This window comes from Sphingobium lignivorans (assembly GCF_014203955.1).
GTDB classification, from domain to species: Bacteria; Pseudomonadota; Alphaproteobacteria; order Sphingomonadales; family Sphingomonadaceae; genus Sphingobium; species Sphingobium lignivorans.
Map to the genome: position 1 here is coordinate 2,991,487 of NZ_JACHKA010000001.1, position 22,401 is coordinate 3,013,887.

At 65.3% G+C, this 22,401-nt stretch carries 18 protein-coding genes; 10 read left to right on the top strand and 8 right to left on the bottom strand.

Going from position 1 to position 22,401, the window contains the following annotated elements; all coding sequences use genetic code 11:
* Nucleotides 1–53 precede the first annotated feature (53 nt).
* On the bottom strand, nt 54–1,523 hold the full coding sequence (locus HNP60_RS13790; protein WP_184154792.1) for an aldehyde dehydrogenase: 1,470 nt from the start codon (nt 1,521–1,523) through the stop codon (nt 54–56).
* Between the two features lie 113 nt (nt 1,524–1,636).
* On the opposite strand from HNP60_RS13790, the gene HNP60_RS13795 reads away from it, so the two are divergent.
* From HNP60_RS13795 to HNP60_RS13810, 4 genes are read left to right on the top strand one after another with little or no spacing between them, the layout of a single operon-like run.
* Complete coding sequence (locus tag HNP60_RS13795) at nt 1,637–2,275, top strand: nuclear transport factor 2 family protein (RefSeq protein WP_184154795.1); 639 nt, start codon at nt 1,637–1,639, stop codon at nt 2,273–2,275.
* A complete protein-coding gene (locus HNP60_RS13800) occupies nt 2,269–3,150 on the top strand; it encodes a DUF8021 domain-containing protein (protein ID WP_184154798.1) in 882 nt (293 codons plus the stop codon). The genes HNP60_RS13795 and HNP60_RS13800 overlap by 7 nt, the downstream gene beginning before the upstream one ends.
* Nucleotides 3,147–3,947 (top strand): SDR family NAD(P)-dependent oxidoreductase, encoded by an 801-nt coding sequence (locus HNP60_RS13805; protein WP_184154801.1) that lies wholly within the window; start codon nt 3,147–3,149, stop codon nt 3,945–3,947. Before HNP60_RS13800 ends, HNP60_RS13805 begins: the two co-directional genes overlap by 4 nt.
* Before the next feature lie 35 nt (nt 3,948–3,982).
* The gene (locus tag HNP60_RS13810) at nt 3,983–5,194 is read left to right on the top strand and encodes an MFS transporter (RefSeq protein WP_221414686.1); all 1,212 of its coding nucleotides are present in this window, start codon (nt 3,983–3,985) and stop codon (nt 5,192–5,194) included.
* Nucleotides 5,195–5,373: 179 nt separating this feature from the next.
* On the opposite strand, the gene HNP60_RS13815 is transcribed toward HNP60_RS13810, so the two are convergent.
* The 3 genes from HNP60_RS13815 to HNP60_RS13825 all read right to left on the bottom strand — a co-directional run bounded on the left by HNP60_RS13815 (nt 5,374) and on the right by HNP60_RS13825 (nt 9,454).
* Nucleotides 5,374–6,132: a hypothetical protein gene (locus tag HNP60_RS13815; protein ID WP_184154805.1), complete on the bottom strand. Its 759-nt coding sequence runs from the start codon at nt 6,130–6,132 to the stop codon at nt 5,374–5,376.
* Nucleotides 6,133–6,279: 147 nt separating this feature from the next.
* The gene (locus HNP60_RS13820) at nt 6,280–7,758 is read right to left on the bottom strand and encodes a lignostilbene-alpha,beta-dioxygenase NOV2 (RefSeq protein WP_184154807.1); all 1,479 of its coding nucleotides are present in this window, start codon (nt 7,756–7,758) and stop codon (nt 6,280–6,282) included.
* 88 nt (nt 7,759–7,846) lie between these two features.
* Nucleotides 7,847–9,454, bottom strand: coding sequence for a GMC family oxidoreductase N-terminal domain-containing protein (locus HNP60_RS13825; protein WP_184154809.1), 1,608 nt, complete (start codon nt 9,452–9,454; stop codon nt 7,847–7,849).
* 215 nt (nt 9,455–9,669) lie between these two features.
* Between HNP60_RS13825 and HNP60_RS13830 the strand changes: the two genes are divergently transcribed.
* Nucleotides 9,670–10,167 (top strand): nuclear transport factor 2 family protein, encoded by a 498-nt coding sequence (locus HNP60_RS13830; RefSeq protein ID WP_184154811.1) that lies wholly within the window; start codon nt 9,670–9,672, stop codon nt 10,165–10,167.
* Between the two features lie 188 nt (nt 10,168–10,355).
* On the opposite strand, the gene phoA is transcribed toward HNP60_RS13830, so the two are convergent.
* Nucleotides 10,356–11,762: an alkaline phosphatase gene (phoA, locus tag HNP60_RS13835; protein WP_184154814.1), complete on the bottom strand. Its 1,407-nt coding sequence runs from the start codon at nt 11,760–11,762 to the stop codon at nt 10,356–10,358.
* A gap of 109 nt (nt 11,763–11,871) precedes the next feature.
* On the bottom strand, nt 11,872–14,622 hold the full coding sequence (locus HNP60_RS13840; protein WP_260394898.1) for a TonB-dependent receptor: 2,751 nt from the start codon (nt 14,620–14,622) through the stop codon (nt 11,872–11,874).
* Nucleotides 14,623–15,164: 542 nt separating this feature from the next.
* On the opposite strand from HNP60_RS13840, the gene HNP60_RS13845 reads away from it, so the two are divergent.
* Genes HNP60_RS13845 through pcaF form a run of 3 tightly spaced genes read left to right on the top strand, consistent with a single transcriptional unit; the run spans nt 15,165 to nt 17,845 of the window.
* Nucleotides 15,165–15,917 carry an EthD domain-containing protein gene (locus HNP60_RS13845; protein WP_184154819.1) on the top strand — a complete coding sequence of 251 codons (753 nt, stop codon included), beginning with the start codon at nt 15,165–15,167 and terminating at the stop codon, nt 15,915–15,917.
* An 18-nt stretch (nt 15,918–15,935) separates the two neighbouring features.
* Nucleotides 15,936–16,646 (top strand): CoA transferase subunit A, encoded by a 711-nt coding sequence (locus HNP60_RS13850; RefSeq protein ID WP_184154822.1) that lies wholly within the window; start codon nt 15,936–15,938, stop codon nt 16,644–16,646.
* Nucleotides 16,643–17,845, top strand: a complete 1,203-nt coding sequence (gene pcaF, locus HNP60_RS13855; protein ID WP_184154825.1) for a 3-oxoadipyl-CoA thiolase — start codon at nt 16,643–16,645, stop codon at nt 17,843–17,845. The genes HNP60_RS13850 and pcaF overlap by 4 nt, the downstream gene beginning before the upstream one ends.
* Before the next feature lie 4 nt (nt 17,846–17,849).
* Here pcaF and HNP60_RS13860 read toward each other — a convergent pair whose 3' ends face one another.
* Nucleotides 17,850–19,016, bottom strand: coding sequence for an iron-containing alcohol dehydrogenase (locus HNP60_RS13860; protein WP_184154828.1), 1,167 nt, complete (start codon nt 19,014–19,016; stop codon nt 17,850–17,852).
* Between the two features lie 534 nt (nt 19,017–19,550).
* Nucleotides 19,551–20,450 (bottom strand): LysR family transcriptional regulator, encoded by a 900-nt coding sequence (locus tag HNP60_RS13865; protein WP_184154831.1) that lies wholly within the window; start codon nt 20,448–20,450, stop codon nt 19,551–19,553.
* A 157-nt stretch (nt 20,451–20,607) separates the two neighbouring features.
* On the opposite strand from HNP60_RS13865, the gene HNP60_RS13870 reads away from it, so the two are divergent.
* Entirely contained in the window at nt 20,608–20,823 is a 216-nt protein-coding gene (locus HNP60_RS13870; protein ID WP_014077123.1) for a DUF3311 domain-containing protein, read from the top strand.
* Nucleotides 20,820–22,388, top strand: coding sequence for a monocarboxylate uptake permease MctP (mctP, locus tag HNP60_RS13875; RefSeq protein WP_184154834.1), 1,569 nt, complete (start codon nt 20,820–20,822; stop codon nt 22,386–22,388). The genes HNP60_RS13870 and mctP overlap by 4 nt, the downstream gene beginning before the upstream one ends.
* Nucleotides 22,389–22,401: the final 13 nt, after the last annotated feature.

Consider the following 22,401-nt stretch of genomic DNA (forward strand, 5'->3'; position numbering starts at 1 on the left):
GATCGGCGGCCCGGCCTCCCTGCTGGACGGGGAGGCCGGGCCGCCTTTTTTGCTCAGAGCTGCGCGGGCATCGCGTCCAGCAGCACGGTCTTGGTCTCGAGATAGGCCTGCAGGCCTTCGACCCCGCCTTCCCGGCCGATCCCGGATTGCTTGAACCCGCCGAAGGGCATGCCGAATTCGAGACGCATGCCGTTCTGGCCCACGCCGCCCGTGCGCATTTGCCGGGCGATGCGATAGGCGGCATCGGCATCATTGGTCAGCACTGAGCCGTTCAGCCCGTACTGGCTTTCATTGGCGATGCGGATGGCGTCGTCCTCGTCCTCCGCCGGAATGAGGGCCAGCACCGGGCCGAAGATCTCCTCCTGCGCGATGCGGCTGCGATTATCGACATTCGCGAACAGGGTCGGTTCGATGAAATAGCCCTTGTTGAACGCGGCGGGCCGTCCGCCGCCGGTCACCAAGTCGGCGCTTTCCCGGCCGAGCGCGATATAGTCCTCCACCCGGTCGAGCTGGCGCTTCATGGCGAGCGGGCCGAGCTGGGTATCGGGCGCATCGCTGTGCCCGATCTTGATGCCCTCCATCACGCGGGCGATGGCGTCCGCCAGCTCGTCATGGCGTTTCTTGGGCACGATGGCGCGGCTCAGCATGGCGCAGACCTGGCCGGACATGATGGTGATCGTGTTGCCCAGGATGGCGGCTGCGGCCTCGATGGGGAAATCGTCGCGCACGATGGCGGCGGACTTGCCGCCCAGTTCCAGCGTGCAGCGCGCCACCCGGCTCGCGCAGACCTGCCCGATCCGCTTGCCCGCGGCCGTGGAGCCAGTGAAGCTGACCTTGTCCACATCCGGGTTGTTCACCAGATGATCGGAGGCGTCGCGATCGGCGCAGACGAGGTTGAGCACCCCGGCCGGGAAGCCCGCCGCCTCCGCGGCCTCGGCCATGATATAGGCCTCGAGCGGCGTTTCCGGCGAGGGCTTCATGACGACCGTGCAGCCCGCCACCAGCGCATAGGCGACCTTGCTGGACATCGTGGCGAACGGCGCATTCCATGGTGCAATGCAGACCGTCACGCCCACCGGCTCGCGGACCACGAGGGCGGTGTCCACCTGCGCGCTCGGCCGGCGCTCGACGAAGGGATAGCTCTCGCCCAGTGACGCGATGAACTCGAGCGTCGCGACGCCGCCGCCATGCATGATCGGCGCGAAGCTGGCGAGACCGCCGACCTGCGCCGTCCAGGCAGCCGACAATTCGCCGATGCGGTCCTTGAGGATCGCGGCCCAGCGGCCGACGAGCGCGCCGCGCTCGGCGGGGCTCATGCCGCTCCAGGCACCATTGTCGAAAGCGCGCCGGGCCGCCGCCACGGCGCTGTCCATATCCTCGTTCGTGGCCTCGGCGACGCGCGCGACCACTTCCTCGCTGTTAGGCGATACGATCTCGATCCTGCCGCCGCGTGCGGGAGCGACCCACTGGCCGTCAATGAAAAGCTTGTCTGGATGCGCGATCCGGATGCCGTCAGGGGTCATGTCCCATTCTCTCCTGCACGTTAAAAATTATCGGGGTTCTTGCAATAATTCTAACGACCGTTACGATGATGCGCAACGAGATTGTCGCCAGAGCGGCTGATAGGAGAGTTGGGATGTCTGATGAAATCGCGTCGCTGCGCGAGTCGATCGAGGCCTTGCGGGCGGAAGTCCACACGCTGAGAGACAGGACGTCGCAGGCCGAATCCCATCTCGCCATCGCCAATCTCCAGGCCGCTTACGGCTATTATGTCGACAAGGGCCTGTGGGACGAGGCGGCCGACATGTTCACGGCGGACGGCACGCTCGAGATCGCCGGGCGCGGGGTCTATGTCGGGCAGGATCGGGTGCGGCAATATCTCCACGCGCTGCCGCCTTATGAACGCGGCGTCCTGTTCAATCACATGCAGCTCCAGCCCGTCATCCATGTCGATGCCGATGGCGAGCGGGCGCAGGGCCGCTGGCGCGCCTTCATCCTCATTGCCTGGCTCGGCGGCGAGTCTCGCTGGGGTGAGGCGATCTATGAGAACCGCTACCGCAAGGTCGATGGCGTCTGGCGCATTGCCGCGCTGCACGCTTTCATCACTTTCTATTGCGAGTATGATCGCGGCCTCAATCATGGCGGCGTTCCGATGGTCCGCAGCATCGACGGCCTCCAGCCGGACAAGCCCTCAACGCACGACTATGAGGCTTTCCCGGAAGTCTTCGTCCCGCCCTTCCATTATCCCAATCCCGTGAGCGGCCGGACATGGTGAGCGCGATGCCGGTCGTCCACGAGAGGGCCGCGCTCTATGCGGTCATGGATCGGTTCATGGAGGCGCTCGTCGCGCGCGATCCGGGCCGGGTGCGCTGGGCCGATGACCTCCGCGTGACCGAGAACAACGTGGCCCTGATGATGGGCGACGGCATCTGGGGCACGGCGACGGCGCGCGGCGACTATGACCTGCGCTTCGCCGATCCGCAGACCGGTCAGGTCGGCCTGTTCACGACGATCACCGAGACGGTCGAGGAGTCGGCTTTCACTGTCCGGCTCGGCGTCGATCCCTCAGGCGCGATCACGCAGGTCGAGACGCTGGTCGTCCGCCAGAGCGACGAGGCGCTGGTGTTCGCGAACCCGCGCTTCGAGAGAAAGCCGGTGCTGGAAGCCATCGTGCCGGAAGCGGAGCGGATGAGCCGCGAGCGGCTGCGCGCCGTTGCGGATGGCTATTTCAACACGCTCGAGCAGAATGACGGGCAGCTCTTCACGCGCTTTCATCCCGAGTGCAATCGCGTCGAGAATGGCGTGCAGACGACCAACAATCCCGATTTCATGCTGCCCATCGCCGGTCTTCCCTGCGAGGAGCAGTTCAGGCTGGGCTGGTATCGCTATGACGATCGCCTGCGCGGCCGTCGCTTCCCGCTCGTAGACGTCGAGCGGGGGCTGGTGCTGGCTTATGGCTTCATCGATCATTGCGGGCGGCTTGCGGACTATACGCTGACCAATGGCGAGCATGTCTCCTCGCTGATCCGCCGTCCGCATACCTTCTATCTCGCCGAACTGTTCAAGATCGAGAATGGCGCGCTGCGCCAGATCGAGGCGAACTTCATTACCGTGCCTTATCATATGCCCTCCCCATGGGATCGCCCGTGAGCGCGCGGCTGATAGAGACGGTCGCCTTCGTGACCGGCGGCGGGCGCGGCCTTGGCGCGGGCATCGCGACCGCACTGGCCGAGGCGGGCGCGTCGGTCGTCGTGGCGGCGCGCACCCTGCCGCAGGTCGAGGAGACGGTGCAGGCCATCACCCGTGCCGGCGGACGGGCGATCGGGGTGCGCTGCGACGTTACCGTTCGTGACAGTGTGGCGGCTGCCTATGCGGAGGCGAAGGCGGCGTTCGGCATGCCGGATCTGCTGGTCAACAATGCCGGCGTGCAGGGTCCGCTCGGCCCGGTCGGCCTGGTCGATACGCAGGCCTGGTGGGATACGCAGGCGGTCCACGTCCTGGGCGCCCTGCACTGCATTTCGACGGCACTGCCCGACATGATCGAGCGCGGCCATGGCCGCATCCTCAACATCGCCTCGCAGGCGGGCACCTTCGTCGCGCCCTTCGCCTCGGCTTACGCCGTGGCCAAGGCCAGCCTCATTCGCCTTACCGAGCATCTCGATTTCGAGCAGAAGGCGGCCGGCGTGCGCGCCTTCGCCATCCAGCCGGGCACGATCATGACGGCGATGGCGCAGGAGACCCTGAAGTCCCCGGAGGCCCATGCCTTCGCCAAGCCGCTGGTCGCCTTGCTCGAATCCACCACGGCGGAGGAGAGTGCGCAGGGCATGGCCCGGCTGTGCCGGTTCGTGGTGGCGCTCGCCGCCGGTGAGCATGATGCGATGGCCGGCCGCTATCTGGATATCGAGAAGGATATCCCCGATGCGGCCACGGGGTCTCAGCCGTCGTGACGTCCGCGACCTTATCCGCCGATCGGCGGACCTTCATGCCGCTGCTCCTGTGCGCGCTGATCATGTTCATCGACGGGTACGATCTCTATGCCCTGCCGCTGGTCGTGCCTTATCTGTCGGCGGAGCTTGGCATTCCTCCCCAGCAGTTCGGCGTGGCGCTTTCCGCGGTCCTGCTCGGCCTCGGCCTGGGCGCGGTGCTGATCGCGCCAATGGGCGACAGGATCGGGCGCAGGCCGGTCATCCTCACCGCGACCGCCATGATGGGGCTGACCTGCCTCGGCACCGCCACCGGCTCGACCGTCACGGAGTTCACTTTGTGGCGGCTCGCGACCGGCCTTTCGCTCGGTGCCTGCCTGCCCAACGTGACGGCGCTGGTGGCCGAACTCGCGCCGCAGGGCAAAAGCGCGCGGACCCTGACAGTCGTCTCCATGGGCATTTCCGGCGGCGGCATCGTGGCGGGGCTGGTGGCACCGCCGCTCATATCGCTCGGCGGCTGGGAGTCGCTGTTCGTGGCCGGCGGCATCGCGACGCTGATCCTGCTGGTCGCGCTCGCCTGGAAGCTGCCCGAATCCCCGACATTCAGGAAATCGGCCGGGCAAGTGCAGGAGAGGAAGTCCATTGCCTTCGTCCAGCTGCTCAGCCCGCCCTTGCTCTTCTCGACCGTCCTGTTCGCCGGGCTTTATGCGGTCAATGCGCTGGTGCTCTATTATGTGACGAGCTGGGTGCCGACGATCCTGCCCAATGCCGGCTTCGCCATGGACACGGCGTCGCGCTTCCTCTCGCTGATCCAGCTCGGCGGCCTGCTGATCGGCCTCGGCCTCTCGCTGCTGCTGGATCGCGGCTGGGCCGTGCCGGCGATCGTGGGTACCTATGCCAGCGTCGTGGTCGCGCTGCTTCTGCTGGGCGTCGTGGCGCCGGGCCTGTGGAGCTGGGGCTTCCTGCTGCTGGTCGCGGGCGGCGGCATTTCCGCGGCACATCTGGTCATCATGGCTGTCGCGGTCGGCTTCTTCCCGCCGCATCTGCGCTCCTCCGCGATCGGCATCGCGGTGGCCGTGGCCCGGCTCGGCGCCATTGGCGGGCCGATGCTGGGCGGCCTCGCGATCGGCGCGGGCGCCAGCACGTCGACATTCTTCGCGCTGGCGGTGCTTCCGGCCTGCCTGTGCATTGGCGGGGCCTTGCTGATCCCGAGAGCGCAACGCACCGCCAAGGCGGTCACGCCCCCCGCTGTTGTCGGGGCCGGCGCCTGATCCACGCGGAAACGCCCGGCGGGCAGGACCGGCCGGGCGTTCATGCCTCGGAAGAGCGGACCGGGCGTGGCGACATTGCTGCTGTTGCTCTCTCCCCTCCCTTGAGGGGAGAGAAACGGAGGCTTGTCAGCGTGGCAGGCGCCAGCCATTCCGCGCGAATGACTTTGTAGCCATCACAATCAGCAAGGAACAGCGGGAGACAGCGCATCGACAATCCGTGTCGTTACCTTGGCCTTGAACAAAACGATGTCACAAAAAAGCCCGAAGATCAGCAATAGCCAAAGACCATAAGTCCAGCCCACGAAATCGCCGTAAAGGAGGGTAAAAAACCAGTTCTGGCCAAACAAATAGATGACGCTCCCCGTCGCGACGGTCACCCCGAGCAGGATGCCCGGCACAAACAGCTGGCGCGTATAGCTAGGCCTCGCAATTGAAAGGACTAACAGAAGAACGAAGGCGAGCATGCTGGTGCTAAGGTAAATACGCAAATCGCGTAGCAGATCGGTGACGATCTCGCTGTACTTTCCCTGAATTATTCTGCGCAGTTGAGGATCGGCGTGCTGCAAGTTCGAAAGGCGCGATTGACCAACTCTATCTAGACCTCGTCGCATAAATTCACGGCATTCGCAATCGGCATCCTGCATCTTTGCCAAGGTGTCTGCAATCTGCGCGTCGAGGCCACTTGCCAGATACTGCCGCAGCACGCTGATCTCCTCTTTGTTCCGCTGCGCCAAAACCTCGGCCATACCGCCGACTCCGACCTCCCGAGCTTCTCGTGGGTGGATGCCGAGTTCATTTTTGATTTGCCGCTTTATCTGGCTCTGGACGAAGACGCGCGCGGCGCGCTCGACATGGATCGGCGACACATACGTCAGGACCAGAACCGAACCAAAAATGGCTAAGCCCGCAAAGCCCATTAATCCTAGCGTCCACTTCATCCCAACCCTTTCGGCATGCGACGAAGTTAGACAGCCCGGTTGGCAGCCGCAACGGAACTTGTGATGAGGCTCGACTCCTGCCGTTCGCTCCGCATCGAGGGCTTCTGAAAGCCGACGTTCATTCGGGCTGGAATTTGTCCAAGTGCCCTACGCCGCCGCAGCGCGGCCCCGGGCCTGCGCCAGTCGCTCGCGTGACACCCAGGCGCCATGGATCTGCGCGCGCATCGGAACGGGGATCAGCACTCGCGCCACCGGTCCCGCCGCGATGTCCCCGGCGTTCACCACCCACAGTTCCGAAGCGAAGCGACCGGCGTCGAGCTGACGGTCGATCACCGCCAGCAGCCACCCCTCATGGTCCGGCTCGGACGAGGGGACGTGCACCGGCTCGCTGATCGCCAGGCCGGGCTCCAGCGGCATCATGTCGATCCGGCCATTGCCCGGCTCGATGCGCAGCATGGCGTTGAATGCGGCGCCGACCGGGCCGCCCGGAAGCGGTGCGCCGCCTTGCGGATTGATGGTGAGATACCAGGCCGCGCGATAGGCCCGGCCCTGATCGGCATCGCGCAGCCGGGGCATGTCGCCCGGCGGGCCGATCACCCGGGATTCGAAGCCCTCCTCGTCGCTCGCCAGATTGAAGGTCCAGCGGACGAGGCCGCCCCCGAGCTCGTTCTGCGCCCGGTGGATGCCGCCCGCCTCGCGCATGAAGGCGAAGGCATTGGTGTCGGACAGGCAGATGTCGAGATGCACCAGATCGCCATCGTCATAGGCGTTGACGAAATGGAAGGCGGAAACGCCCTTGGGTCCCTTGAACCAGCGCATCTCCTCGACCTTGCCATAGCGCGGCATGATGCCCACCCAGCTTTCCAGCTCCTGCTGATGCGCCCAGTGGGCACCGCCGGCCTTCAGCCGGTCGAGGTCGGCCGTGGTCGGGAAAATGGGGAAGACCGCATATTTGCCGGTGATCGCGAAATCATGGATGGTCGAGCAATAAGGCTGCTGGAACCACTGTTCGGAGACCAGATTGCCATCCTTGTCGGCGATGCAATAGGCGACGTCCGGCGTGCAGAGGCCCCCGGCCTCATAGCCGAAGAAGAACATCTCGCCGGTCGCCGGATCGACGCGGGGATGCGCAGTGAAGGTCTGCGACTTCAGCGCACCATGATAGTCCCAGCGCCCGATCGTCTCGAGCGTCTCGGGATCGATCTCGTAAGCAAGGCCATCCTCCTTGGTCATGAACAGGCGCCCCGCATGCCAGACCGGCGTCGTGTTCGAGACCGTCCCGTCTATGCCCTGAACCTCCGCATCGTCCGTGAACGGATTGCGATATTTGCCGAACAGGGAGCGGCCCGCCGCCTTCTCGGCCTTGTAGCGCGCCGTCTCGACATAGCGGATGGCGAAATCCACCTTGCCGTCGCGAATGCCGAACCGGGAGATCATGCCGTCGCCCGAGAGCACGATCTCGTCATCGAACTTCGGCGGATAGGCGGGGTCGGGCACGGCACGGAAGAAGGCGCCGTCGATCTCGCGCGGGATCTCGCCGATCACGTCCAGATCATGCGCGTTCCATTCGATGCGGACGGGCGTGTTGAGCCCGGTGAAGTGAATGGTGTCGGGAAAACTCGCCATGGGCTGATCCTCTCATATTGTCATTGATCGTTCGCGGCAGCGCACCGGCCAAAAGCGTATTTCAGGACGGCTCTCGGACGTCGCCCTCTCAGGCGTTGCGCCGCAGCGTCCGCAGGACATGATCCGCGCCCTTGTCGCCCACCATGATGGCCGTCGCATTGGTGTTGCCTGCCGTCAGGGATGGGAAGATCGAGGCATCGGCGACCCACAGACCGTCCACGCCGATCACTTTCAGGTCCGGATCGATGACGGCCATGGGGTCGTCCGCAGCGCCCATCCTGGCCGTGCCGACCGGGTGGAACATGGGGATGGCCGCGACCCGGACATAATCGCGCAGCTCGGCGGGATCGGTGAGCGCGGGGCCTGGGCGCACTTCGCTGGTGATATGCTCGGCCACGGGCGGGCGCGTCAGGATATCCCGCGCGATCCCGATGCCTTCGACGATCTGGTCGATATCGTCGTCGCAGGACAATTGCTGGTGATGGATGACCGGCGGCGCGAGCGGATCGGCCGATCCAAGCGTGATCTGCCCGCGATAGCTCGGCCGCATCAGGCCGACCAGTGTCGAGACCGAGGCGGTCTTGCCCAGCACGAGGCGGCCCTGCTCGTCGAAATCGAAGGCAAAGGCCGCGAACGAGATCTGGATATTGGGCGCCGGCAAGCCCGGCCGGGTCTTCACGAAGGCCTGGGCATGGCCGATGGAGGTGCTGAGCGCGCCGCGCCGCGACACGGCATAGCGCAGCACCGAGAGCGCGCCGCGCAGGCCGCGCGCATCGTCATTGAGCGTGTGCGCGGTGACGGTGTTGACCACATGCGTGCCGACATGATCCTGCAGGTTGCGGCCGACGCCCGGGCGATCGCACAGCACCGGCACGCCGACCGAGGCCAGATGGGCGGCCGGGCCGATGCCGGAGAGCATCAGCAGGCGCGGCGTGTTCATGGCGCCGGCGCTCAGCACGACGCCGTGCTTCGCGTGCAGCGTCTTGTGCGCCCCGTCCTGAATATAGGCGATGCCGGTCGCGCGGCCATCCTCGATCAGGATGCGCAGCACCTGGGCGCCCAGCAGCGTCTGCGGCGGCGTTGCGCCCTTGAACTCATGGAGATAGCCGCGCGCGGACGAGCAGCGCGTGCCGTTCCGCTGGGAGACCTGGACATAATCGACCCCTTCGGCCTTCTCGCCGTTGAGGTCGCGTCTTTCGATGCCGGCCTGCTCCGCTGCGGCGATCCACGCATCGGTGATGGGGTAATGCGCGCGCCCTTCGGACACCGCGATGGGGCCACCTGTGCCGCGCCAGGCATCCGCACCGCGTTCATTGTCCTCCATGCGCCGGAAATAGGGAAGCACGGATTCATAGTCCCAGCCGGCCGCGCCGAGCGCTTGCCAGTTGTCATAGTCCCAGCGATGTCCCCGGATGAACATCATCCCGTTGAGCGCGCTGCCGCCGCCCAGCATCTTGCCTGCCGGCCAGATGTCGGCCCGGCCGCCCCGGGATTCGTCCGGCTCCACCTGGTAGCACCAGTCATAGGCGGGGTTCTGGACGATGGAACTGGTGAGCGCGGGGACGCGGGACCGGAAATGCCGGTCCGACTGGCCCGCCTCAACGAGCGTTACGTTCAATCCGGCCTCGGCGAGCCGGCCGGTCATGGCTGCGCCCGCCGATCCGCCGCCGATCACGATGATGTCAGTGTCGCTCACGCGCTGCTTCTCTCTTCTTTGAGTGAGTGGAGTTTCCGGGAGCCCGGGCGTGTTTTTCCGGGATGTCAGCGCTGCGTGCAGCTCGTCTCACCAGCCGATGCCACGCATCGCATGCGGTGGATTCACCATCAAGCTCCTCTCGATTTTGGTCCTGCGCCCTTGTCATGAACCATAACGAATGTTACGATTGTGTCAACAGAATGGAGAGGAACGACATGGATCTTTCGGTTGAGGATCGCTTTGCCCTGGAGGACCTGCTCGCGGCTTATGCCTGGGCGCTGGACACCGGTGATGTGGAGGGGCTGGTCGCCTGCTTCACGCCGGATGCGCGGATGGTCGAGGAGGTTTTCGAGGAGCCCGACATCTGGGAGGGCCATGAGGGCATTCGCGGCATCGCCGAACATTATCGCAATGCGGAGGGTTTTCCCGGGCGCCAGCACCACGTCACGCAGGTGCAGTATATGCCGCAGGCGGATGGGACGGTGAAGATGCGCTCCTTCGCCTTCGTGACCGAATGCGAAGGCGAGACGCCCTTCCTGCTCCGCTTCGTCGGCTATTATGAGGACCATGCGGTCAAGGGCGACGATGGCCGCTGGCGCCTCCACCGGCGCGTCGCGCGTCTCTGGGATGGCGAGATCCTCAAGAATTTCCCCGGCCGGGGCCAATGGACCCCCCGCAAGCGCCCGGATTCCCTCATCATCAGGAAGCCGTAGGGGGCGAGCATATGCCGCCCCGGGACTGGCCGGCTCCGCCGATGTGCGCTGGTCGCCGGCGCGGAACTGCGTGGTCAACGGGGGAGCCATTGCCCGAAGCCCGCACTGCGGGGCGGAGCGCGTCGGATCTGATGATCCGCGCACGCCAGCCGCCCCACCGAACACTCGCGACCTTGCCGGAAGAGCGCTCAATCCAGCTTGAGCGCGTTCCGCACGATGTAGTGGAGATCGGTTTGATCGAGCAGGCCGCTGACATTGACGGCCTGAGGCCCATAAGCGGCGATGCGCAACTGCGCGCCTGTGTGACCTTGCGAGCCTTCCTCCGCGGTGCCGTAGTTCACTGTCATGACACCGCCCTCCCGCGTGTTCAGTGCCGCCGTCAGACCGGACGAGCGCGTGCCGTTGCCCACGATCTGGCTGGTATGGGCATGGTCCGCCGTGACGATGACCAGCGTGTGGCCATCCGCCCGCGCGAAGGCCAGCGCGACCTGGACCGCCTCGTCCAGATCGACCGTCTCGCCGATCTGCCCGCAGGGATTGGCCGCATGATCCTGCTTGTCGATGGACGCGCCTTCGACCTGAAGGAAGAAGCCTTTGGGCTTGTCCTTCAGGAGCGCGATCGCCTTGCCGGTCATCGTCGCGAGTGTCGGCGTGCTTTCCGTGCGCGCGGGATTGGGCTGGCAAGTGATGGCCGGCTTGTCGATGTTGCCGTGAAGGCTGGCGCGCGGCCCCGTCCAGCGGACCGGCATATTGCCCTCGGCGAACAGGCCGATCAGCGGCTGCCTGTCATCGGCGCGCGTGACGGCCTCGAGTTCGGCGGCGTTGCGGACGATCCGGTAGCCCCGCGCGCTGGCCTGCTCGAAAAGCGTCTTGCCTTTCCATCGCCCCGCCTTCGCCATCTCCGCGAAACTCGCCGCGCCGCCGCCGAGCACGAGATCGGCGCGGGTATCGAGCAGTTGCTCGGTGATCGAGCCGGCCCCGCCATTTTCCAGGGCATTCTGCGGGCAGGTCTTACTGGTCGCGGTCGGCCCATAGCAGCTGCGGAAAGCGACGTGAGCCAGCAGCGCGGCGGGCGTTGCATCCTGGATCTCGGCGGTCGAGACATTGCCGGTGGCAAGACCGGCTTTCCTGGCCAGCTCGATCAGCGTTGCATGGGGCTTGCCATGGATATCGACGCCGATCGCGCCGTTATAGCTTTTCACGCCCGACGCCCAGGCGGTGGCGGAGGCAGCACTGTCCGTCACATAATCGGGTTTGCCGGTCTCGCGCTCGAGCGAATAATGGGTGTACTGGCCAGTGAAAGGCAGGGCGTCGATGCCCTTGAAATAGCCGCCAGCCCCCTCGGCATAATTGCGCGCGATGGTGATCTCCGAATCCCCCATGCCATCGCCGATCAGCAGGATGACGTTGCGCACTTCGCCCTCGGCAGTCAGCCTGCGATAGGCCGCGCGCATATCACCGGCGAGGCGCCGCGCCCCGCCCGGTTCGCGCAGATCGCCCCGCGCCGCGCGCGCCAGATCCGGCGCCTGCTCCTGTGCGAGAGCTGGCTGGGCCGCGAGCACGAGTGCGGCAGTCAGAGCGATACGGGTCATCATGGCAGGTCTCCGGGAGAAAAATGGGCCAGCGAGCGGTGCGCATGGTCGAGCACGTCGGCGCTGGTCGCGTCCGTCACGCTCGACCGCAGGCCGGCCCGCAGAACGTTGATCAGAGCTGGGCGCGGATGCCCAGGCTGATGCGGCTTCCCGACAATTCATAAGTGGTCGGGAAAGACGGATCCATCGTGTAGCCGGTGGTCTTGGCATTGCCGACGTTGATGCCCTGCACCTCGACGCGGACATTGCGGGTCAACTGATAGCTCGCCGCAAAGTCGAACTGGCCATAGGCATCGCGATAGACCGGATACATGTTCCGCTCGATCCGCTCCACATATTTGCCCCTGCGATTGTAGGACAGGCGCAGCGAGAGCGGGCCTTTGTCGTAGAAGACCGTCGCGTTGTAGGCGTTGTCGGACAGGCCGATCGGCGAGGTCGGGATGTCGAGGCTCGACTCGCCGGTCAGCGAACTGTCGAGGAACGTGGCATTGGCGTTGATGCCGAAGCCGTCCGCCCATTCGGCAAACATGCCGAAGGGGATCACCGCGTTGAGCTCGACGCCGCTGACCTTGTAGGAGCCTTCGGCATTGACCGGCTGATAGACGTCGAAGTCATAGACGCCGTTCACCGTGCCATTGGCATTGTAAACCGTCACGTCGGGCACGACGCCGGTCAGCTGGCTCTGGACCACCCCCTTGATCTTCTTCCAGAAGTAGGACGCGGAGAGGATGCCGCCACGGCCGAGATACTTCTCGACGCCCACTTCCCACTGATCGGCATAAGTGGGCTTCAGGCCGGGATTGCCATCGGTGTATCGGAAGCTGCTGTAGCTCGCCGTGCGCTTGTAGGCGAGATCGGTCAGCGCCGGGCGGATCAGCGTCTGCGAGGCGGCGGCGCGCAGGAGCAGGCTTTCGGTCAGCTCGGCATGGGCATTGAACGAGGGCAGGAACTTCTCGTAGCGACCTTCGCTCGACACCGGCGTCGGCGTAAGCCCGGTCGTGCCGTCCGGGTTCTGGACCTGGTGGAAGCCTTCGGAATGGATGGTGGTGCGCAGATAACGGCCGCCGAGATTGACGAACACGGGCACCGCAATGTCGAACTGGAAATCGGCCATCGCATAGCCGGCGATCGTCTCTTCCTTCACCTTGGCATAATTGGCATCGGCGAACGGCGTCACGAAACCGGCGGGGCGGAAGAAGTCGCGCGCATAGTCGTTGGAGATCTGGGCCCAGCTGAGATCGCGGGCCTGGTAGGCCTTGCCGCCAACGATGTCCGTCACATCGGTGAGCGGGCTGGCACCCAGCGTGCGCGTGTTGACATAAGCGGTGCTGCCGCGCGTCGGACCCTGGATCTTCTCCTCGCCATATTGGCGTTCGTTGCTCTTGTTGGTGTAGCGGCCACCGAAGTTGAGGCGCTTGAGGATCGAGGATGCAAAGCCATAGCTCACATCGACCTGCGCGGCGTATTTGTCGTCCTTGATCTGCTCGCGGGTCGTTTCATAAGCCTCGAACAGATAAGCATCTGGCGCATTGTACATGTCGATCGTGCGCGGGTTGCTGCTGGGGATCGTCTCGCCGCCATTCTCGGTGTAGCGGCTGCGCGAGGGCGCATAGGCGACATGCTTGAGATTGGCGTAATCGAGCGTCTTCTCCGCGCCCGAATAGCCGCCCAGCGCATTGATCGTCCAATTGCCGGTTTCCCAGTTCAGCTCGCCGCCGAACTGTCGATAGTCGGTCTCGTTGATATATTCCTTGCTCAGAAATTCATGCTGGGTGTTGGTGTAGGACACGTCGCGCAGCACGATGATGCCGGCGTCGGACAAGGTCTTGTCGTCATAGGCATGGATGGTTTCCAGCGTTGAGTTGCTCGAAGCCGAATAGGCAGCCGCGTCATATTCGTCCTCGGTCGTGTCGTAGGAGCCGACGAACGCATCGAAAGCGAGGCTGAAACTGCTGCTGGGCTTGTACTGGATCGAGCCTGACAGGCCGAGGCGGTCCTGATCGTTCTGATAGACGCGGTCGCCAACCTTATCGAGGAAGACGATCTTGTTCTTCATCGCGTCCGTGAATGTCACGCCGGCGTCACGCTGCAGCACGGCGATCGCCTGATTGCGGTAGGTCGTCCCCGCACGGTCGGTCCAGCGGGCGATCGGACGGAAATTGATGCCGGAGTTGGAATCGGTCCGGTTGGTGCGCTGCTGCTTGGCGACCGACACGAGCACGCCGAAATCGCCGAAAGTGTTGCTGGCGAGGACAGAGAAACTCGGATCGATCTTCTCGGAAATCGAATTATACGCGCCCTCGGCGCTGCCGACGAGGCGCAGGCCGGGGTTGTCGAACGGGCGCGCGGTGCGGATCGAGACGGACCCTGCGATGCCGCCTTCCTCATCGGCCGCGGTCGGCGACTTCTGGACAGTGACGGACTGGATCAGTTCCGAGGCGAAGATGTCGAACTCGACATCGCGGCCACCCGAGCCCGAGGCCGTGGCCAGTTTGTTGATGAAGACGAAGGTGAACTCGGTCGGCAGGCCGCGCACGTTGACGCGCGTGCCCAGCCCCTTGTCACGCTCGATCGTAACGCCCGGTACGCGCTGCAGGGCTTCGGAGAGGTTTTGCTCGGGGAAATCGGCAATGTCGGTCGCGACGATGGAATCGGAGAATCCCACTGTCACGCGCTTCATGTCGATCGCTTCCTCGATACTGCGACGATAGCCGGAGACGACGATCTCCTCGCCCGCACCGTCCTCGCTCGCCGGATCCACCGTCGTGGTCTGCGCCATGCCGGGGGCGGCCGTCAAAGCCGCCAATGCAACGCCGATGAGAAAAGGCGCTGTGCGCACCGAGCGGTTGAATTTGCTGTTCATCATTGGACCCCTTTTCAAATATCCCGACGTCGGCTCGCAGCGCCCGATCGCTGGGCGCGCGCCTGGGTTTCCCGATCTCCTGGAGACCGGGATTGCGGCGCTTCTTGCGAGCTTGTTCTGTGCAGGCGTAGCCACGGCCTTCCGGCCCCAGCGCGCGCCTACCTCCCCCCACCCGACGGGCGGCGACGCATCGCAGCCTGTAGCGACGACGAATGGCGCGTTGCCAGTTTCGCCGTCCCGTCCGGTTGGCGGGTGCGATGGAGAAGAGATATTACATGGCTGTGACGGGACGCGATTTGTCAGCCGCCATGCGGCGTGAAAGCAACGCAGGCCGGAAGGCGCCGATCGAAACGACAGACGACCGCCTCCCCGCTTCAAATCTGTGCGGAAACGCGGGATTAAGACGCGCGCGAAAATCTCTACAGCATGGCGGCATGGCACTGCAGCGATCGACGACGACAATTCCGGAATCCGGATCGCCGAGCCCGGACCACGGTCAAGCCGGCTCCGCCACGCGTCGGCAAGTCATTCGGGCCGGAGCCATGCTGCCCTTCCTCGCAATGGCAGGCACCGTAAGGCCGGCGACAGCCACAGCTTCCAAGCTGATGGCGATGATCGCGCGCCCGCCCGAGCTTGGCGAGGAGCAGTTCCGTATCCGCTGGTTCGGCTTCCATGCCGCCCTCGCTCGCAGCCTGCCGGGCCTGCGGACGCTGATCTACTCGGAGACCCTCGGTGCCGGGGGAGCGGACCAGCCGCAGGCCGCTTATCCGTCGCGGATCGACGGAATGGTGCAATGCGCTTTCGAGAGCGAGGACGCGCGACTGGCCGCGCTCTCCTCAGAGACTGGCGAGGCGCTGTTCGCATCCGGCGGGCGCATCATGGATCGCGCGGAGTGGCGCCGGTGGACGGTCCGCGAGAATGTCGTCATCGCGCCGGACCGGGCGGCCGTGGGCATCAAGCGCACCCTGCTGCTCGCGCGCAAGCCCGGCCTTTCCCGTGCGGATTTCGAGCTTCACTGGCTCGGCCGCCACGCCGAACTCGCGCATGAGGTGCCGGGCCTCAAGGGCGTCGTGTTCAACACGATCCTCGAAGGGGACGCGGGCAACGGTCCCGGGATCGACGGCATCACCGAGACATGGTGGGCGAGCGGCAGCGATGAGCCGGGCGGCAAGGTGCCCTCGCCGCAGGCAGATGCCTGGATGGCCGATGGCGAGCATTTCCTCGATCTGCCCCGGTGCCGCACGATCGTGACCATCGAATATCCCTTCATCCTTCCCGATCAATCAGCGGGCTAACCTCACAAGGGCCTCTCCATGGCAAACAAGATCCATCCAGATCCGGCGTCCGCGCTGAGCGGCCTCCTGTTCGGTGGCATGACCATCATGTCCGGCGGGTTCGGCCTCTCCGGCAACCCGGAAAGCCTGATCCCCGAAATCCGCCGGGCCGGCGTCAAGGACCTCACCGTCATTTCCAACAATGCCGGCGCGGACGGCTTCGGCCTCTGGATGCTGCTGGAGAGCCGCCAGATCAGGAAGATGATCAGTTCCTATGTCGGCGAGAACAAGCTGTTCGAAGCGCAGTATCTGGCCGGCGAGCTGGAACTGGAACTCACGCCGCAGGGCACGCTTGCCGAGCGCATCCGCGCCGGGGGCGCCGGCATTCCCGCCTTCTACACGAAGACCGGCGTCGGCACGCTGGTCGCGCAGGGCAAGCCGACCGAGTTCTTCGATGGCGAGGAATATGTGCGCGAGACCTGGCTGCGGGCCGATCTCTCGATCATCAAGGCGTGGCGGGCGGATAGCGCCGGCAATCTGATGTTCCGCAAGACCGCGCGCAACTTCAATCCCAACATGGCCACGGCAGGCCGGGTGACGGTCGCGGAAGTCGAGGAGATCGTGCCCGCAGGCACGTTCGATCCGGACTGCATCCACACGCCCGGCATCTATGTGGACCGTATCGTGCTGAGTACGATCAACGAGAAACGCATCGAGAAGCGCACCACGCGCCCCCGCGAGGTCGCATGACCGGGGCCTTCATCTGCGATGCGGCGCGTACCGCCATCGGGCGCCTGGGCGGCGCGCTCGCGCCCGTGCGGGCGGACGACCTCGCCGCAGCGCCGATCCGTGCCCTGATGACGCGCAACCCGGGTCTCCATCCCGCCGCGATCGGGGAAGTGATCCTCGGCTGCGCCAATCAGGCGGGCGAGGACAATCGCAACGTGGCGCGCATGGCGGTGCTGCTCGCGGGACTGCCCATCAGCGTCCCCGGCGTGACGGTCAACCGCCTCTGCGCAAGCGGCGCCGAAGCCGTGGGTCAGGCGGCCCGCGCGATCGCCACGGGCGAGATCGACATCGCCATCGCCGGAGGCATCGAGAGCATGACTCGCGCGCCGCTGGTGATGGGCAAGGCCGAACAGGCCTTCGCGCGAACGCAGCAGGTCGAGGACACGACCATTGGCTGGCGCTTCGTCAATCCCGCCATGCAGCGCCTCTACGGCACCGCCTCGATGCCCCAGACGGCCGAGAATGTCGCGACCCGTTACGGCATCACCCGCGAAGAGCAGGACGCCTATGCCACGCAGAGCCAGCAACGCGCCGCCGATGCGCGGGCCCGGGGCTACTTCGCGGCCGAGATCATCCCGGTCACGATCAGCGGCCGCAGAGGCGATATCATCGTGGATACGGATGAGCATCCCCGCCCCGGCACCAGCCTTCAGGCACTCGCCGCGCTGCGGCCAGTGGTGCATGCGCAAGGGACGGTGACGGCCGGCAACGCATCGGGCGTGAACGATGGCGCGGCCGCGCTGATCATCGCATCCGAAGCAGCGGCGGCGCGCCATGACCTGACGCCGCGCGCCCGCATCCTCGGCATGGCGAGCGCGGGCGTGGAGCCCGATGTCATGGGCATCGGCCCCGTGCCTGCCAGCCGTCGGCTGATGGACCGGCTGGGGCTCACGCTTGCGGATTTCGACATCATCGAGATCAACGAGGCCTTTGCCAGCCAGGTCATCGCCTCGCTGCGCGAGCTGGGCGGCGACCCGGCGTCGACGCAGGTCAATCCCAATGGCGGCGCCATCGCGCTCGGACACCCGCTCGGCATGTCCGGCGCAAGGCTGGCGATGACGGCGGCCCATGCGCTGGAAGAGACGGGCGGCAGGCGCGCGCTGGTCACCATGTGCATCGGCGTCGGCCAGGGGCTTGCGCTCGCCATAGAGCGCTGCTGAAGCCCTAACCCTGATCGAAGGCGCGCCGATAGAGCGCGTGCATCTCCGCCTCGGTCGGGACGCGCGGATTGTTGGCGGGGGAGCCGGAAGCGATCGCCTGCTCGACCATGACGGGGATCATCTCTTCCCAGCGTTCTCGCGTGACGCCATAGGCATTGGGGCTCGGCACAGCGAGATCACGATTGACGGCCGCCAGCTCCTCGACGAGCCGGCTCACCGCCATCTGATCCCCTTCCCCGTCCGATGCGACGCCCATGACCTTGGCGCAGCGGGCATAGCGCGCGACATTGCCGGGCGCTGAGAACTCCGTGACGAGCGGCAGCAGCATGGCATTGGAAAGGCCGTGGGGCACATGGAAATGCGCGCCGATCGGCCGGCTCATGCCATGCACGAGCGCCACGGAACTGTTGGAGAAGGCGACGCCCGCATAAGTCGCGCCCAGCATCAGCTGCTCGCGCGCCTCCATGTCGCTCCCGTCCGCCCAGACGCGGCGGAGATTGGGCGCGATCGCCTCGATCGCCGCCAGCGCGAACAGATCCGACACCGGCGTGGCGCGGCGGGACACATAGGCCTCGATGGCATGGGTCAGCGCGTCGATGCCCGTGTCCGCCGTCAGCCGCGCCGGCTTGGTAAGCGTGACCTCGAAATCCACCAGCGCCGCGACCGGCAGATAGGCGAGACCCGCGCACAGCATCTTCTCGTCCCGCTCGGTATCGGTAATGACGGTGAAGCGCGTCGCCTCGCTGCCGGTGCCGGCCGTGGTGGGAATGGCAATGACAGGCAACCCCGCGTCATTCTGCAGGTGCGGCGCCTTGTAGTCCGAGATATGCCCGCCATGCCTCGCCAGCACGGCCACCGCCTTGGCGCTGTCGATGGGACTGCCGCCCCCGAAGGCGACGATGCAATCATGCTCATCCAGCAGCAGATCCGCCAATGCCCGCTCGATCGAGGGCACGTCCGGCTCGGGCACCGTATCGAGGAAGAATCGTGCGCGAATGCCGGCCTGATCGAGCGCGTCCCGGATGGCATCGAGCCGGCCATTGTCCCACAGGAAGCGGTCCGTCATCACGAACGGCCGGGACAGGCCGATCTGTTGCAGCATATCCGGCAATTGACGGGAGACACCCGCACCAAAGCGCATACTGCGCGGGAATCCGACCGAAAATTCCATATGTCCGCTCCTGTTCACCCGTTCGGCTTCGGAGGCTCCCCCAAAGCTCGGTCGCACCGGCATATGGTGAGGGAGGCACAGAGCATATAAACAAAGATGCATGCCTGCTGTGCGCTTGTGCGGCATCGGTTTGGGATGGGCCCGCGTCGGGGGAGATCATCACGGCGGATGTGCTGTGAAACAGGCGCTCATGGAAGCCGGGAGCCGGAGGTACGGACCAGATCGGCGGGGCAGGCGCGATTACCCGACGGATCGGTGCGCGGGGCATGGGCCGTGCGGGGCCGAGAAACGGTCGGATGCTCAGGGACTTGGGGGGAAATTAAGCTCAGCGCCCGGCGGGAAAGCGGACATTCTAGGACACATAGACACGCGCATTGCCCTTGAGCATGGCAGCCTTCCGCTCATGCATCTAGATATGTGATAATATATTGATAATTAACAACTTTATTCCAAGACCGCTGTTTCAAGCACCGGCCGGCCGGGAAAGCCTCCCGCTACACCGCGGCACACATCCCCGGGAGAGAAGAAGCGCGCCTATTCGCCCAGGAACAGGCCTCGCTCGGCCTCGGCCTGCGCCCGGATGAAGCGCCGCACCGCCTGCACGCGCGGGCTGGGCGCCACATCCGCGCTGGCGACCATCCAGTAGCTGCGCTGCAGACGGATCTCTTCCTTGAGGACCGGAACGAGCCCGGGCGTGCGCGACCCGATGAAGGCGGGCAATACGCACAGGCCATAGCCGGCGCGCGCGGCTTCGGTCTGTGCGTGCAGGCTGGAGCTTTGCAGGCGGGCGCGGATGCCCTTGCCCACCTCGTCGAGATAATCGAGGCCCCTCAGAAAGACCAGATCATCGATATAGCCGCAGAACACATGATCCCGCAGGTCAGCCGGCTTGCGGATCGGCGGACTGGCTTCCAGATATTCCTGCGAGCCGTAGACGAACAGCCAGTAGTCGGTCAGCTTCTCGCGATAGAAGCGCCCCGTCTCGGGCGGCTGGAGGCTGATCGCGAGATCGGCCTCGCGGCGCGAGAGCGCGACGATCTGCTGGAGCGTCAGCAGCTCGATGGTGAGATTGGGATATTCCGCCGCGAACTTGGGCAGACGGCTGGACAGAAAGAAATTCCCGAAGCCCTCCAGCGTGCTGATCCGCACCACGCCGCCGACGCCGCGGCTGCTCGAGATCTGCTCCCGCCCGATCTTGCGGGCTTCCTGCTGGATGAGCTCGGCGGAAGGCAGCAGCCGTTCGCCGCCCTGCGTCAGATAATAGCCCCGGGGGCTGCGCTCGAAGAGCTTGACACCCATCGCCCGCTCCAGCGCATCCACCCTGCGGATCACCGTGGCATGGTCGACGCCCAGCCGGCGGGCGGCCTGCGACACCGTGCCCGACCGGGCCACACTCAGGAAGTAGCGCAAATCATCCCAGTCAAACGGTCGCATCGCTCCACCCCCTCCACAAAACTGCACAATGCTCATGCGATATTGCTAGTTTGACCGCACAGCTTAAGTGCTCCACTAACGTCGTCAAGAGCAGCAATTGCCGTCGGGCGGAACGGGGCAGCGCCGCATGCCCTCGCGATGAAGAGTGGAGGATGTAATGAAGGACCGGGGGGGGCGCGGCCTCAGAAAATGGGTGAATCTGTTACTGCTTGCACCCTTCATAGCCGTGCTCTGGGTGCCGTTCTATAACAGCGTCGAACCCAGATTCTTCGGCATTCCCTATTTCTATGCCTATCAGCTTGCCTGGATCTGGATCGGCGCCGGGCTGACCTGGATCGTCTACCTCGTGGACTGGCGCGGGTCGGACAGATGAGCTCTTTCATCGATCCGGTCGCAACCGGCGTTTTCATCACCCTCTTCTTCCTCATCTCCTCGCTGGGCTTTGTCGCGTCCCGCTGGAAACGGGCCGATCTCGGCCATATCGAGGAATGGGGTCTGGGCGGCCGGCGTTTCGGCCCATTGCTCGTGTGGTTCCTGCTGGGCGGCGACCTCTACACGGCCTATACTTTCGTGGCCTTGCCGGCGCTCATGTATGCGGCGGGCGGATCGGGCTTCTTCGCGGTGCCCTATTCCATCATCGTGTTCCCGATCGTCTTCGCGGTCTTCCCGAAGGTCTGGGGAGTCTGCGCCAAGCACGGCTATGTGACGGCCGCCGACATGGTGGCGGGCCTCTACCGCAATCGCACGCTGGCGCTGATGATCGCGCTGACCGGCATCGTGGCGACCATGCCCTATCTCTCGCTGCAGCTGGTGGGTCTGGAAGCGATTTTCGCCGGGCTCGGCCTGCATGCGAGCATCACCATCTTCGGCAGCGAGATGGAATTGCCGCTCTTCGTCGCTTTCCTCGTGATGGCCGGCTTCACCTATAATAGTGGCCTGCGCGCCCCGGCGATGATCGCGATCGTCAAGGATATCCTGATCTACACCACGCTCATCGCGGCGATCCTGATCGTCCCGGCCAAGCTGGGCGGCTATGGCGCGGTGTTCGATGCAGTGCCGCCGGAAAAGCTGCTCATCCCGGACGCGGAACCCGGCAGCCTGGGCCCGCAATTCGCTTATGCGACGCTGGCACTGGGCGGTGCGCTGGGCCTGTTCCTCTATCCCCATGCGCTCACGGGCCTGCTGTCCGCATCCAGCCGCGACGCGATCCGCCGCAATGCCGTCTTCATGCCCATCTATGCCTTCGCGCTGGCGCTGCTGCTGCTGCTCGGCTTCATGGCGCTGGCGGCGGGCGTGAAGGACATGCCGCAATATGCAGACGGCTTCGCCCGCTTCGGCAACATCTACGCGGTGCCGGCGCTGTTCAAGCACCTCTTCCCGTCCTGGTTCGTGGGCGTCGCCTTCGCGGCCATCGCGATCGGTGCGCTGGTCCCGGGCGCGATCATGTCGATCGCCGCGGCCAACCTGTTCACCCGCAACGTCTATCGCGCCTATATCCGCCCCGAATGCTCGGAAGCGCATGAGACACAGGTCGCCAAGATCTTCTCGCTGCTGGTCAAGGCAGGCGCGCTCGGCTTCGTCACTTTCTTTCCCGAGACATCGGTCGTCCAGCTCCAGCTCATCGGGGGAATCTGGATGTGCCAGACGCTGCCTGCCGTGCTGATGGGCCTCTATGTCCGCTGGCTGGATTCCCGAGCGCTGCTCACCGGCTGGATCGCGGGCATGGGCGCCGGCACGCTGATGGCCGGGGCCACGGGGTTCAAGGATTCGGTCTATACGCTGACGATCCCCGGGCTCGAGATTCCGTGCTACTCGGCGGTCAGCGCCCTGGTGCTGAACATCATGGTCACGCTCGCTCTCAGCCTCATCATTCGCCTCAGGACAGGCGCGGCGCCCTCCTCCCCGCCCGCGCCTGTCCGCCCCGCCCTGCAGGATTGAAGGAACCGCCGCC